Genomic DNA, 13,136 nt, shown 5'->3' with positions numbered 1-13,136 from the left:
GTGTCACTTCTCCTTGGCCTGGGTGCCGAGCTGGATGCTGTGGCGGCCGGGGGCGAGCCGCAGCCGCTGCTCGTGTACGTCGCCGGTGTGGTCCCGCCAGGTCAGCCGGACGTCGACCGGTCCCCGGACGTCCTCGCCGAGGCCGATGTGCACTTCGGAGCTGCGCTTGCCGGAGTGGCCGCCGCCGCCGTCGACGCGACCGATGCGCTCGGTGCCGTCGGGCAGGGTGACGCGGACCTCCGCGCCGACCGCCGGCGAGCCGGACTCGCGGGTGAGCTTCAGTCCGAGGTGGGCGCCGGTGTCCTCGCTGACGTTGTGGTAGAACCTCGGCTCGCCCCACTGGTGGGCGACCGCGAGGTCGAGGCGCCCGTCGCCGTCGACGTCGCCGGTGGCGATGCCCCGGCTGGGGACGGGGACGGCGAGGCCGAGCGCGGGGGACAGATCGACGTACCTGCCGTCCTTCCCCTTGGCGAACAGCCGCATGGTCTGGCTCCCGGCGAGGTCGTCACCCTGCCGGACGTTGGGCCACCACCGGGGGTCGGAGACCAGCGCGTCGTTGGCGGTGGCCAGCTCCTGCAGCTGCGGCCAGCGGTTCTCCTTGCCCTTGACGAAGCCGAGGGCCTGGGCGATCTCCAGCACGCCGTCGTTGTCGAAGTCGGCCGTCTTCACGTCCCAGCCCCAACCGGACCAGGCGAGGCCGAGACCGGTGCTCTCGTCCTTGAAGGGGGCCTCGCCGTCCTCCAGACGGGCCCTCACCTCGGCCCTGCTGTCGGCCGTGCCGATGAAGGCGAAGTTGGACTCCTGGATGCCGAACGAGGTGGTGATGTTGCTGACGAACATGTCGTACAGGCCGTCGTTGTCCAGGTCGCCGAAGTCGATGCCCATGCCCTTGAAGGAGCTGCGTCCGATCTCCTTGGACTTGGGCACGGTGCCCGAGTGGACGGACTTGACCTCGGTGAACTCGATCCGGCCGGGACGGGAGGTGTTGTGCAGCAGCGCGGAGGTGCCGAAGTCGTGGGCCAGGAACAGCTCCGGCAACTGGTCGCCGTCGAGGTCGGCGGCGGACGCGCCGAGCGTCCAGCCGTGGCTGATGTTCTGCGGCAGGGAGCCGTCGGTCTTCTCGTAGCCGTTCTCCGTCCAGCGGAAGAAGTGGCCGCCGCCGCCGTTCTGGGCGTGGGAGAGCGAGTCGTTCATCACGACGTCGCCGTCCTTGGACGGGTCCAGGACCGGGCTCTCGGGGAAGTAGTTGCCGATGAAGATGTCGTCGTGGCCGTCGCCGTCGAAGTCGGCGACGGCGGCGGCGTTGGAGTTCCACAGCGGGCCGGTGTACCGGGGGCCGGCCTTGCCGGGCAGCAGTTCGGTCGGCTTGAAGGAGGCGGCCGTCAGGGGCTCGTCCTTCCCGTCCCGGGCGAGGAAGACGATGGGGGTGCGGCCCCAGTAGTACACGAGGAGATCGGTGGCGCCGTTCTCGTCGAAGTCGCCGGGCACGCACCCCATCGGCGCCATCGTGTCGCCGACCGGCAGCGGGGCGGGGTCGAGCGCGAAGGGCGGGTAGGCGTCCTCGCGGTTCGGTGAGGGCGTCACGACGACCTGGTCGATGCGCGGGTCGGTGACACACAGGTCGTTGGCCAGCCCGTCACCGTCCACGTCGTTCATGGCGATGCCGGCGCCGACCGAGGAGATCCAGGCGTCGATGTGCTCGTACGCCTTGTTGACCTCGCGTATCTCCTTCTTCTCGAATCCGGCCGGCATGGCGACCGACATCGATTCGAACGAGAAATTCTCGGCCATCTCTCTGGTTTCCGCAGCGGATGTATCAGGAAGCCGTACCGCGTAGAAAGTGCCCACCATGAGGGTGAGCGCGGCGACTCCCGCCGCATTCTTGCGCAGCCATCCGATTGCTTTTCTCACAGGTCGGCACCTTTCCGGGAGAGCGTTGTGGAGGCGAGTTCGGCGGCGATGTCCCGGCGCCACCTCTCGTAGGCGGGAACGTCACCGTGGTCGCCGGGGGCGGGCATGCGGTCCAGGCACACCCGCGCCGCCCGCTCCGGCGTCGTGCCGCACAGGACGCGGGTGGCCAGGTGGGTGTGTGCGATCGTGGTGCCCGCCCGGTCGCGGGCCTCCGCGGCGAAGGCGGCGCCCTGGGCCAGTTGGAAGCGGTACTTCCCGGCCCGCTCGGCGAACCGGCGCAGCTCCTCCTCGTCCGCGGCCCCGGCGTAGGTCGCGGCCAGCCCCGCGCCGGCGTACAGGTCACCGCGGCGGTGTTCGGGGTAGGAGGCGATCAGGTCCGTGACGACGTCGACGTCGGTGCCGCCGACGAACCACAGGGCCCGCCCGATGCCCTGGTCGATCACCTTGGCGGAGTGGTCGTCCGGTCCGCCCGCCCAGCTGAAGGGGTGCCGGACGTGCGGCGTGCGGACGTAGGACCGGGTGTGGAAGTACGCCTGGTGGAAGCCGTAGCCGTCCAGGATCAGCCACCGCAGCAGCGGATCGGTCCGCTCCACGTCGGGCCACAGGAACCTGGGCAGGCGGGCCATCGCCCAGCCGATGCCGACGTGGACCATGTAGACGTGGTCGCGCCCCTTCCCGGCGAGGAGGCCCTCCAGCCTCCCGCTGTGGCCCGGCAGCGCGTCGTGCACGACGGCCCCCATGCCGGCGCCTTCGTAGGCGAACCCGCGGTAGGCGCGGGGGACGGCCTCCAGCGACTCCTCGGCCTCGGCGGCCGACCGTGCCCGGACCGCGTGGCCGTACCCCTCCAGGAACACCCGGCCGATCGTCTCCAGCTGTTCCTGGGCCCGACGGTTCTTCCGATGGAATCCGCGCTTTTCCAGTTTTGTTTCGGAAACGGAAGGAGTGAGAATGCGGCGCCGTAGCGCGCCGAAGATCGTGGACAACGCAGTAAACCGCCCCTCGTGGAAACTCCCTTAATTACCGGGTGATTTCGAATCTATCCAGGGATGGCGGACGGGCGTCTACTCCGTAAATGCTCAAACCACGGTGGAGGTCAGCCGTTCGCGCACGCTCCGGCGCCACAGTTCGTACGCTGGAGGGCCCCCCGCCCCGGTCCGGGTCACCGCGCAGTCGTCGGCCAGCTCCGCGGCCGCCTCGACGTCGAGACCGGCGAGCGCCCGGGTGGCGACACGGGTGTGCTCGGGCACATGACCGGCGTGGTGACGGGCCTTGGCGGCGAACACCGACCCCTGGGCCACGTGGCCGCGGTCCTCCCCGGCCTCGTGACGCAGCGCGGCGAGGCCCGCGGGGGTGCTTCCGCCGGCGAAGGTGGCGGCCAGCGCGACGCCGCTCCACAGGTCCGCCCTGCGGCGGTCGGCGAATGCGCGCACGGCGGCGCAGACGCGGTCGGCGCGGCCGCCGTGGACGAACCACAGGGCCCGGCCGATGCCCTGGTCGACGGCGCGCAGGAAGTAGTCGGGATCGCCTTCCCAAGGGTATGCCCGGGGCACCCGTTGCGCATCGATCCAGCGGCCGGTGTCGAAGTAGGCGCGGTCGAAGCCGTACCCGTCCACGGCCAGCCAGCTCATCGCCGGATAGTGCCCGGGTCCGGTCGGTGCGGGCACGGCCTTGCGCCACAGCGGCCGTGGCAGGCGCGCCATGGCGAAGCCGATCCCGATGTAGTTGAGGAAGACGTGCGGCCTGCCGCCGCCCTCCATCAGGGTCCGGGCGCGATGGCCGTTCGGCCCCATCGCGTCGCGGATGACGCAGGCCATCGTGGCGCCCTCGTAGGCGAACCCCCTGACCTCGGGGTCGACCATGGCCAGGCGGCGTTCGGTGTCGGCCGGATCGCGGTCCTCGATGCCCCACTCGAAGCCGCAGACGACCGCTTGCGGGATGGCCTCCAGTCGCCGGGTGCTCTCGGTCGCCTCCACCGCGAAGCCCCGCCCGGCGAAGCTCACCTCCCCCAGGGACGGAGCCATCGCCAGCCTGCGCAACGCTCCCAGCACGGATGCCACGGTCGCCCTCCTGTCACGGATCGCCCTGTCGGCGGCGGAGGGCCCATCGTGGTGCGGCGCGGGCGCGCCGGGCATCTTCGGGCGTGCGCAGGGGACGTGTGTTCGACCGGGGCCCACTTGCGTTCGACCCGGTGGGGCGGTGTTCAGGCGCGCGGGCGTGTTCAACGCACCCGCCGCACCTCCACCTCCTCGTCGCGCACCTCGCGGCCGCAGTCGGAACACCTGAGTTCGACGTGGACGGTGCCGTCACAGCCGATGTGGTCGGCCCTGCGCGGAGGACCGCCCTCCTGGGGCAGGTTCCGGTCGCCCCACTGCATCAGCGCGACGACCGCCCGGGTCAGATCGCGCCCCGAGGGGGTGAGCCGGTACTCGTACCGCACGGGCCTGTCCTGGTAGGGGACCCGTTCCATGATCCCGTGCTCGACGAGCCGGGTGAGGCGTTTGGTCAGGACGTTCCGGGCGATGTCCAGGTGCTCCAGGAACGCGTCGAAGCGCTTGGTGCCGAGCAGTGCCGAGCGGACGATCAGGAGGGTCCAGCGCTCGCCGACGACCTCCAGGGTCCGGGCCAAGTTGCAGTCCTGCCCCTCGTAGGTGTGTCTCAGCATCCGCTCACCCTAGCGTCGGACCGTTTTCTCAAGGGACCGAGACGGTGAGGTCGCGGGCCCGTGCACGACGCACCGACGGCCTGGCCCGGTCAGGCGGCGGCCGTCAGCGGCCGCGTCCGGACTCCCGAGCCGTCGAGCCGGCTGTAGGCGTACGCCGCCGACACCAGCGTCATGTGATGGTGCCAACCGGGGTAGGAACGCCCCTCGAAGTCGAGCAGGCCGAAGCCCTCCTCCAACTGCCTCACCGACTCGGCCGTCCGCGCCAGCGTCCGCACCAGCGCGAGCCTCTCCTCCGCCTTGGCGCGGGTGAGGGTGGTCAGCCACAGCCGGGGCGGCCGGCGGTCCCCGGCGGAGCGCACGGTGAACAACTGGTAGGTGCGCAGCGGTTGGGAACCGGCGGGGAGCGCCATGGGCAGGTGCACGACGCTGGTCATGACGGTCGTGCCGCGCCGGTGCCCGGAGCCGGCGGGCACCGTCTCCAGTTGGAACAGCCCGCCCGCGTCGAACTGGAAGAGGCTGCGTGCCGCGAGGGCCATGCCGTGCTCGCCGGGGCCGCTGCGGCGCTGGACCCTCAGATGGCGGCCGAGCACGACCTTGAAGTCGTCCGGCACGGAGACGACGAAGTCGCAGTCGCGCAGGACCAGTCCGCGCACCAGGCCGACCGCGCCGGGGGAGGTGGACAGGTCCGCCACGACCGGCACGGGAGCCGTGCGGCTGGCCGAGGTCAGCGCGTCGACCAGGTCCAGGACGTGCCGCTCGATCGGCCGGCCGTCGACGTCGTCCGGGATGCGGGCGCGCCGGCGACGCTGCGGATCCTTGGCCCAGGAGCCGGGCAGCAGCAGGCGCCAGTCGACCGGAACGACCGCGTCGGACGCGGCGAGGAAGGCGCCGACGCCCACCTGACAGGTGACCGAGCGTCCGGTGGACGGCACGAAGCGCCGGTGCACGCCGCAGGAGTGCTCCCCCCGTTTGCGCAGCACCGCCAGGTCCACGGTCCAGGCCTGAGGCCGCACGCGGTGCTCGGCCCAGCGCATCAACTCCTCCCGGGCGGGGATCCAGTCCCACGGGCTGGCGTTGACGAACTGGTGCAGCGACTGGGACGCCGTGGGCGAGTCCGAGAAGGCGGCGGCGATGCGCCGCACCGACTTCTTGCCCGAAGTGGCGAGCAGGCCCTGCAGGTAGGCACGCGCCCACCGGCGCTGGTCGGTCCGCGGCAGGTGCCCGAAGACCCTGTCGGCGAACACGGACACCGGGCCCCGGGTGTCCGTCAAGGCGTGCGTGGTCATGACGTGGTCCCCTCCCTGTGGCGGGCCGGAAGCTGGCGCACGTCAAAAGAATAGCGAACACCCTCTTTTTTTTGCGACTCCGGGGAGTCGGTCCGCTACTTCGCCAACTCGCGCCCCGCGCCGCACCCCGCCGTACCCCGCCGGGCCCCGGCCGAGTCCCGGTGGAGGTGGCGCGGTGTGACGAGACGAGCCGCCCTCCGTCCTGTCCGCCGGCGCGCCCGCACGCCGCCCGTACGCCGCCCATGAGCGGCAACGGCGCGCTCACACGCAGGTCGCCGCGGTGGAAGACGCCCCGGAGTGCCGTCCTGCGGACCCGTTGCATCTTGGGCAACTCGGTATTGCCCGGCCTCTCCGAGGAGGAGGAGGGTTTTCACCCAACGTGAAAAGCGGACCACTGTGGGGAAATCAGAACGGTGCGTTGTAGCAGGGGACCACACCCCGTGCGCCCATCGGCGAGTGCCCATTCGGAGTCGGCATGGTGAAGCAGGAGAGAGCTCTACGGACACGCGCCACCGTGCTCAGGGCCGCCGCGGACGCGTTCGACCGCGGCGGCTACGAGGGCACGTCACTGTCCCAGGTCAGCAAGGCCGCGGGTATGTCGGTGGGGGCACTGACCTTCCACTTCTCCACCAAGGCCGATCTGGCGGACGCCGTCCTGAGGGAGGGCTGGGAGGTCACGCAGGCCGCCTTGGAGCGCGTCACGGGACAGCAGACGCCCGCCCTGCGCGTCATCATCGACCTCACCCTCGAACTCGCCCGCCTGATGGAGGAGAACGTGTCGGTGCGCTCGGCCGTCCGCCTCGCGCGGGAACGGCCCGCCACCCCGGCGTGGTCGGACAGTTGGCTGCCGACCGTGCGGAAACTGCTGGACGAGGCGCACCGGTCCGGGCAACTCCGTGAGGGCGCGCTGCCGGCGGACGTCGCGACACTGGTGGAGCACCTCACGAGTGGAGCCGAGGCCTACACACGCGAGCGGCGCGACACCGGACCCGAGCCGGACACCGGCCACCAGAGCGCCGTCGGCCGGCTGGAACGCGTGTGGCGCCTGGCACTGACGGGCGTCTCCGCCTCCGGGAACCCCGTCCCCGCGACGGGTACCGCGACGGACGGCCCCTGACGGACGACCCCTGCCGGGTGGTGCGTCCACGGCCGACACCACCCGGTCCCCTCACCCCGCCCCGCGGGTGCCGTCGGCCCCTGCGGCCGTGACCGAGCGGTACCAGGCCGCGGCCTCCCCCAGCCGCGCCAGAGGGCCCGGACCCGGCTCGCATTCCGCGACGCGCCAGGTGTCCGCGCTGTCGTACCAGTGGTCGAGCGCGACGAGCGACATCTGACGCACGCTCACCGCGCTGCCGGACGCCTCCAGCGCACGCACGCACTCGCTCCAGGGCAACTCCCCCGCGACCGCCGGCAGCACCCCGTGCCCCGCCAACACCGTCAGGAGGTCGCCGCAGCGCACCGGGACGGGATGGCCGGCGTGGCGCACCGCCGCGGGGATCGGCCGCCTGGTGAGACCGAAGCCGACGATCAGGCGCGCGAGGTCCTGGACGTCGACCAGGGAGAGCAGGGCCCGCCCGCCGTCCCACACCGCGGGGACCGCGGCCAGCAGCTCGGCCAGCGTGGGGACGACCCACCGGTCCCCTCGACCCACCACCAGCCCCGGACGCAGCACGGTCGCGCCGGCCGCGAGGGCGTGCCGTTCCCCGGCGAGCCGGGACCGGCTGACCGCGGAGACGGGGGCGGGCTCGACCTCCCCCACCGCGATGCCGCGGTGGGGGCCGGGACCGTAGACCGCCGCCGTGGACAGGTGCACGATCCTGCGGACCCCGGCCCGCTCCGCCTCCGCCATCACCGCGGCGGTCCCCCGGTCGTTGACCGCGTCGCACCGCGACGGGTCCGGATCGAGCGAGACACCGAGGTGCACCAGCACGTCCGCGTCCTCGCACGCGCCGCCCAGCGTGCCGGGCTCCGCCAGGTCGGCCGGGAACCACTCGTCGGCGGCCGCCGCGTCGGCGGGAGGCCGCCGTCCCACCGCGCGGACGACGAGCCGGTCCCCGGCGGCCTCCCGCCGGAGCGCCAGCGACCGCAGCACGGCCGTGCCGGTGAACCCGGTGGCTCCCGTGACCGCGACCCGCGGCGCCCTCAAGCGGCCAGCCCTTCCTCCTGGGGGCCCACCCGGACCTTCGCCCTCACGTGCGCGGGGGCCAACCCGGGCAGGAGGTAGTGCCACAGCATGGCGACGCGCTCCATCAGGTCCTCCCGGCCGGTGGAGATGTTCGAGTACAGCTGGGTGCCGCTGTAGGCGCCCACGAGCACCTTGGCGAACTCCTCCTCGTCCACGTCGGGCAGGAGCTCGCCACGCTCGCGCGCCGCGCACAGGTGCACGTAGAGCTGTTCCACCCATTCCCGGTAGGGAGTGTCGTCGCGCAGTCCCATCTCGCCCTGCTCGACCGAGAGGCGGACGCTCGCGCGGACCAGGACGTTGGTCTGCAGTGCCCGGGCCAGGTGGAACGTCAGGTCGACCAACCGCTGCAGTCCGGGCTCGCCGGCGGGGAACTGGACGAACTCCTGCTGACTGGCGATGACGGCGTGGGCGAGTGACTTCTTCGACTTGAAGTGGAAGTACATCCCGCCCTGGGTCACCCCGGCGCGTTCCATGATCTTGCTGATGCTGGCACCGCTGTACCCGTACTCGTCGAAGACTTCCGCCGCAGCGTGGAGAATCGCTTCCCTCGTCTTCACCGCCCGTTCCTGCTTCGGTTCGCTCATCCGGCGACCTCAATCTCTCCCTCGACAAAAAAAACGAACACCCTTATTTTACAGGTCAGCCCCCTCCGACGGGTAGCGCGGGGGGCGCCACGTACGCACGTCCTAGGGGAGAGGCATGCTTACCACCGAAGAACGCTCCGTCTCCGTGAGACCTGCCCTGACCACCACCGTGGCCAGAGAGTACGTGCACCGGGCCGCGTTCTCCGAGGTGTTCCTGACGGGGTGGGACGAAGTCGGCCAGGACACCTTCACGGTCACTGCCCAGTGGCCGCGCAGCCACAGCTTCTACACCTCCGAGCACGGTGTGCACGACCCGCTGCTGCTCTGCGAGACGTTCCGGCAGAGCGGCCTGCTGCTCGCCCACACCGCGTACGAGACCCCGTTCGGCTACCAGCTCAGCTGGTCCCGCCTGCAGTACGCCGTCAACGCCCAGGTCCTCCACGTGGAGAACACACCCGCCGAGATCGACCTGCACGTGGCGTGCACCGACATCCGCTACCACCGGTCCCTGCCCGCCTCGATGACCATGCACATCGAGGCCGCTCGCGACGGCTCCCTGCTGGCGGTGGCCACCATCGCCTTCGGCCTGCACTCCCCACGCGTCTACGAACGCCTCCGATCCGGCCGGTGCGACGCGGCCCGCATGTTCGCCGACGCCCCGGCACCCGCACCTCCCGTCGCCGGGGAGGTGGCAGGGCGCACCAGGCCCCAGGACGTGGTCCTCTCCCCCACCGCCGAGGACTGGCGCTGGCAACTGCGCGTCGACACCACGCACCCCGTCCTCTTCGACCACCCCGTCGACCACGTACCCGGCATGCTCCTGCTGGAGGCCGTGCGTCAAGCGGCCCACGCCCTGGGACCCTCCGCCGGAGCGATGGTGCCGACCGCGATGGACGTCTCCTTCAGGCGCTACGTGGAGTTCGACGAACCGTGCTGGATCGAGGCCGAGACGGAACCCAAGGCACCCGGCGGCCGCAGGTCCGTGCGCGTCAACGCCCTCCAGCGGGGCAGCTTCGCCTTCACCGCGACCGCCGAGATGGCCACCGTCTGACCGGTACCCGACCGCCCCCCGGCGGTGTCCGCCGCACAGGCCGGTCGGCCCACGCCGACCGGCCCGCCACACCCGCAGGACTCCGCCACCACGGAGAAGGAAGAGAAAAGGAGAACGGACACCACGTCAGGCGGCCGCCTCGCGCCCGGTACCGCCGTCGTCGGCCGAGCCCGGTGTGCCACCACCGGGCTCGCGGCCGTATCCGCCATCCGCCGGGTTGCCCCCCGGCGAGTGAAGAACCCGCTCCGGGTGCCACCCCGGAACACGCCGACACAGGCGTCTCGCCCGAATCACGAAGCCGTACGACGACTTCGCCATGCCTCCCGCACGGAGATCCCCACATCGTGGAGCATAATTTCCGGCTTTTCCAGCCTTGCCACGCCCGCGGACCGGAGAACACCCCCGGCCACTCCTGTGCCGGCCGCGCCCGGCACACGACACCACACCCACCGGCGCCATCGGCCGCCCCCCTTCCCCGCACCTGCCGGCAGCGCGTCAAGGTGCCCATGCGGTTGGTGGAGTCCCCCTTCTACGCGGACGCGGCCCTGAACGTCTACATCAAGATCAAGGCCCTCGGGCAGCGTCCCGAGGCGTGCACAGCCGGGGTCGCCGGGATCGCCCGGTACCTCAACCTCTCGAAGTCGACCGTCGAGCGCGGAATCACCCAGCTGCGCACCGAGGCTCCGGACGGCGTCGTGGAACTCCCGCACAGCAGACGCCGCTCCCTGCCCGGCGGCCGCGGCACCACGGCACGACGGCAGGTACGCCCGATGGAGGCGCACGAGCGGTTCGTGTGGCTGCCGGTGGCGGCGAGCGAATGCCTCAGGCCCCGGCTGCTGCGCGCCTACGCCGTGATCGCCTACGCCACCGCACGGAAGATCTCGCTGACCGAGCGCGAACTCGCCGGATACCTGCGCCACCGCTCCGGCCGACTGGCGGGCCTGCCGATCTCGGCCGACGCCGCGGGACGGGTCGTCGACAAACTGGCGGCGAGCGGATGGATCACGGTGGACCGCCGGTCGGGTCCGCGCGGACGGCACCACTTCGTCGTCCACTCCGGTCCCGGGGCGACACCGGAACACGTCCCGTCCCGCGATTCGACACCCCGTCCCGACGACGGATCGGGTCACCGCACCGGTGAGGCATCGCTCATGTGCAAGGAAGACACCAGAACTGACCGACTCGATGACGAACGCACGTCCCTGTCACCCGCCGCAGGCGAGGTACCGGTGGACAAGGCGGCGGACACGCCCCGGACGCTGCCGCGTCCGGGCAGCGCGACGGCGGCTCCTTCCACCGGGAAGCCCCGATCCCCGTACTCCGGACCGCGACTGACCTTCAGCGCCAGGGTCCACGCCGTACTGGACCCCGTTCGGCCGCAGTTACTCCGGACGAACGCCTACCTGCAACGCCGCGTGGGCCGGGAGATCGGCCGCCAACTCGACGACGGCACCGGCATCGACCGGCTGCGGGCCCGTCTGGCGTCCCGTCTGGCCCTCCTGCCCCCGGACGACATCCGGGACCCCGGCGGCTGGCTCCTGGGCGTCGCCCTCCCCCGCTGGGGATGCCGCAACCCCGACTGCGAGTCCGGGACGCTGTGGTCGACCGGAGAAGGGTGCCGGGCCTGTGCGGAGGCGGCCGCCGCCCGCCGCGGGGACCGACCCGGCCCCTCCACACCCGCCCGACGGCCCACTTCCCCCGGCCTCCCCGCCCCGCACTGCCCCGAATGCGAACGCCCCCACCTGCCGGGCGGTTCGGGAGTCTGCCGGGACTGCCGCCTCGGCGCGGCAGGAGCCGCCGTGCCCGGCCCACCCGTGGGGGTGTGTCCGGGAAGCGGGGGGAAGAGCTGTGGCCGCGTGACGCCGCACGGCCTGTGCTGGCGTTGCCGGGCGGCGGCTGAAGCCGCCGCCCCCCGCGGGAGCGTGCGCGCGAGCGCGCCTCCGCGGCAGCCGGCACCGCACCGCGTCGCCCGGGACTCACGGCCTTCGCGGTACGCGAATCCCGGAGCCGCGGGACCGGCGCGCTACCCGGTCCCTCCGGTCAGGGCCGTCTCCCGCACGGGGGCCGTCGCCGTGCAGGGCTCCGCGCCGGGGCCGGGCAGTGGCCGCCCGGTGGGCTCGGCGCCGGAGCGCGCGGACTCCTCCGCCGTGCCGCCCGGCTCGTAGTCCGCCCGGACACTGCGCCTCTCGCGCCACAGATGGTAGAGGGAGAGCACGAGGATGCTCGTGCCGACCAGGTTGGCCACGAAGTGCCACCACACGCGGTAGGTCGTCAGCGCCGGACCGGGCTCGATCGTCCCGAACCAGGTGGACAGGCCGACGGCACGGTCGGCCCCCAGCGCCACGGACACGGTCAGCACCGCGTGTTCCAGACCGTGGATTCCCTGCATCCACACCCCCATCCGGGCGCACTTGCGGGACTTCAGGTACCGGGCGGACCGCCGGGTGATCTGCATGATCCCGACCAGCCCGGCGAGGAAGATGAAGTTGCCCGCCAAGTGCAGGATCTCCATGCCCAGCGACGGTTTGGTCATGTCGATCCGGCCCAGCCCGCGGGCCATGCTGTCCCCCCACGGGGTCATCCAGGCCGGCGAGTTCGGATGGAGGACCCAGTAACCGGCCTGGGCCACGTGCTCCTGGAAGTGACCGAGCTGGCCGACCGCTCCCACCACGATCAGACCGACGGCGGTGCGGTGCACCCAGGAGCGCACCGGCCCCCGGTTGGCCCAGGCCAGTACGGCGACGGCCGACCACATCGCGACGGTCCAGAGGATGATGAAGACGGCTCCCACCGTGTCCACGGTGGATACCGACATCCCCATTCCCGGCATGCCGATTGCTTCCGATGTTCCCGGCGGATGATCCACAGGTCCTCCCTCTCTCCGGTGACAGACGACCCTCACACCCGCGTCGGAACGGCGCGGGTAACGTGCCCCAGCCGCCACGCTAGGAACGGGCCTTCGGCAAGGACCACTCCCACCGTGCGCTCCTCCTTCCTTCCTTGAACGACCACACCTTGGGTCTTCGAACTCCCAGGTTGGAATCCGATTTCCGATGTGTCCTTGCCGGAACAGCGGGCTCGACATCCGGCGAACCCGATGAACAACGGGAGCGGACCGGCCCGGAGGAAAACGACAGGCTCGACCGAGGAAAGGGTATTCTCCAGTTTCTACACAGCGATGCATCTCTGTATGTGAGGAACCCGTCAACCCGCCCTGTTCTTCGCCCCGTGACTGACCGTCACGCTCGCGGTCACCCCGCACTGTCCTTTTCCGCTATAGCCGGCCGCCCGCGCAGCGGGCCCAACTCTTGCCCACCGCGCAACCGCTGACGGTTGGCCACTTCCGCCTCATGAGGGGGTGTTCCGGGGGTGGAGCGCAGCGGAACCCCCACCCCGCCACACAGGCCCTCCAGCCCGCTGTGAGCGAAGCGAGCAGTGGCCGACCCCCGGGGGGAGG

10 protein-coding genes are annotated in these 13,136 nt (G+C 71.7%); 2 read left to right on the top strand and 8 right to left on the bottom strand.

Features of this window, described 5'->3' with window-relative positions; genetic code table 11:
• Window positions 1-3: 3 nt before the first annotated feature.
• From F0L17_RS26050 to F0L17_RS26030, 5 genes are all read right to left on the bottom strand, one after another.
• A complete protein-coding gene (locus F0L17_RS26050) occupies window positions 4-1,851 on the bottom strand; it encodes a CRTAC1 family protein (protein ID WP_155074301.1) in 1,848 nt (615 codons plus the stop codon).
• Window positions 1,852-1,907: 56 nt separating this feature from the next.
• Window positions 1,908-2,894: a DUF1702 family protein gene (locus tag F0L17_RS26045; protein ID WP_155074217.1), complete on the bottom strand. Its 987-nt coding sequence runs from the start codon at window positions 2,892-2,894 to the stop codon at window positions 1,908-1,910.
• A 93-nt stretch (window positions 2,895-2,987) separates the two neighbouring features.
• The gene (locus F0L17_RS26040) at window positions 2,988-3,968 is read right to left on the bottom strand and encodes a DUF1702 family protein (protein ID WP_338018290.1); all 981 of its coding nucleotides are present in this window, start codon (window positions 3,966-3,968) and stop codon (window positions 2,988-2,990) included.
• Between the two features lie 161 nt (window positions 3,969-4,129).
• The gene (locus tag F0L17_RS26035; protein WP_155074215.1) at window positions 4,130-4,573 is read right to left on the bottom strand and encodes a winged helix-turn-helix transcriptional regulator; all 444 of its coding nucleotides are present in this window, start codon (window positions 4,571-4,573) and stop codon (window positions 4,130-4,132) included.
• 89 nt (window positions 4,574-4,662) lie between these two features.
• Window positions 4,663-5,859 (bottom strand): IS701 family transposase, encoded by a 1,197-nt coding sequence (locus F0L17_RS26030; RefSeq protein WP_155074214.1) that lies wholly within the window; start codon window positions 5,857-5,859, stop codon window positions 4,663-4,665.
• Between the two features lie 475 nt (window positions 5,860-6,334).
• Here F0L17_RS26030 and F0L17_RS26025 point away from each other — a divergent pair, with 475 nt between their 5' ends.
• The gene (locus F0L17_RS26025) at window positions 6,335-6,976 is read left to right on the top strand and encodes a ScbR family autoregulator-binding transcription factor (protein ID WP_155074213.1); all 642 of its coding nucleotides are present in this window, start codon (window positions 6,335-6,337) and stop codon (window positions 6,974-6,976) included.
• A gap of 51 nt (window positions 6,977-7,027) precedes the next feature.
• Here F0L17_RS26025 and F0L17_RS26020 read toward each other — a convergent pair whose 3' ends face one another.
• Together F0L17_RS26020 and F0L17_RS26015 are read right to left on the bottom strand one after the other, a co-directional pair.
• Complete coding sequence (locus tag F0L17_RS26020; RefSeq protein ID WP_155074212.1) at window positions 7,028-8,005, bottom strand: NAD-dependent epimerase/dehydratase family protein; 978 nt, start codon at window positions 8,003-8,005, stop codon at window positions 7,028-7,030.
• The gene (locus F0L17_RS26015; protein WP_155074211.1) at window positions 8,002-8,628 is read right to left on the bottom strand and encodes a ScbR family autoregulator-binding transcription factor; all 627 of its coding nucleotides are present in this window, start codon (window positions 8,626-8,628) and stop codon (window positions 8,002-8,004) included. Before F0L17_RS26015 ends, F0L17_RS26020 begins: the two co-directional genes overlap by 4 nt.
• Window positions 8,629-8,743: 115 nt before the next feature.
• Between F0L17_RS26015 and F0L17_RS26010 the strand changes: the two genes are divergently transcribed.
• Window positions 8,744-9,679, top strand: coding sequence for a ScbA/BarX family gamma-butyrolactone biosynthesis protein (locus tag F0L17_RS26010; protein ID WP_155074210.1), 936 nt, complete (start codon window positions 8,744-8,746; stop codon window positions 9,677-9,679).
• Window positions 9,680-11,702: 2,023 nt separating this feature from the next.
• Here the strand turns inward: F0L17_RS26010 and F0L17_RS26000 are convergent.
• Window positions 11,703-12,500: a DUF6008 family protein gene (locus F0L17_RS26000; RefSeq protein ID WP_238421041.1), complete on the bottom strand. Its 798-nt coding sequence runs from the start codon at window positions 12,498-12,500 to the stop codon at window positions 11,703-11,705.
• Between the last annotated feature and the right edge of the window lie 636 nt (window positions 12,501-13,136).

The sequence above is a fragment of the Streptomyces taklimakanensis genome (assembly GCF_009709575.1).
In the GTDB taxonomy this organism is placed as follows: domain Bacteria; phylum Actinomycetota; class Actinomycetes; order Streptomycetales; family Streptomycetaceae; genus Streptomyces; species Streptomyces taklimakanensis.
This window is presented reverse-complemented; position numbering and strand designations above follow the sequence as displayed.

What these genes read in the sequence shown, in the direction of transcription:
- F0L17_RS26050 (WP_155074301.1), bottom strand. Translation starts at nt 1,851, where the DNA reads ATGGTGGGCACTTTCTACGCGGTACGGCTTCCTGATACATCCGCTGCG.
- F0L17_RS26035 (WP_155074215.1), bottom strand. Translation starts at nt 4,573, where the DNA reads ATGCTGAGACACACCTACGAGGGGCAGGACTGCAACTTGGCCCGGACC.
- F0L17_RS26030 (WP_155074214.1), bottom strand. Translation starts at nt 5,859, where the DNA reads ATGACCACGCACGCCTTGACGGACACCCGGGGCCCGGTGTCCGTGTTC.
- F0L17_RS26025 (WP_155074213.1), top strand. Translation starts at nt 6,335, where the DNA reads ATGGTGAAGCAGGAGAGAGCTCTACGGACACGCGCCACCGTGCTCAGG.
- F0L17_RS26015 (WP_155074211.1), bottom strand. Translation starts at nt 8,628, where the DNA reads ATGAGCGAACCGAAGCAGGAACGGGCGGTGAAGACGAGGGAAGCGATT.
- F0L17_RS26010 (WP_155074210.1), top strand. Translation starts at nt 8,744, where the DNA reads ATGCTTACCACCGAAGAACGCTCCGTCTCCGTGAGACCTGCCCTGACC.
- F0L17_RS26000 (WP_238421041.1), bottom strand. Translation starts at nt 12,500, where the DNA reads ATGGGGATGTCGGTATCCACCGTGGACACGGTGGGAGCCGTCTTCATC.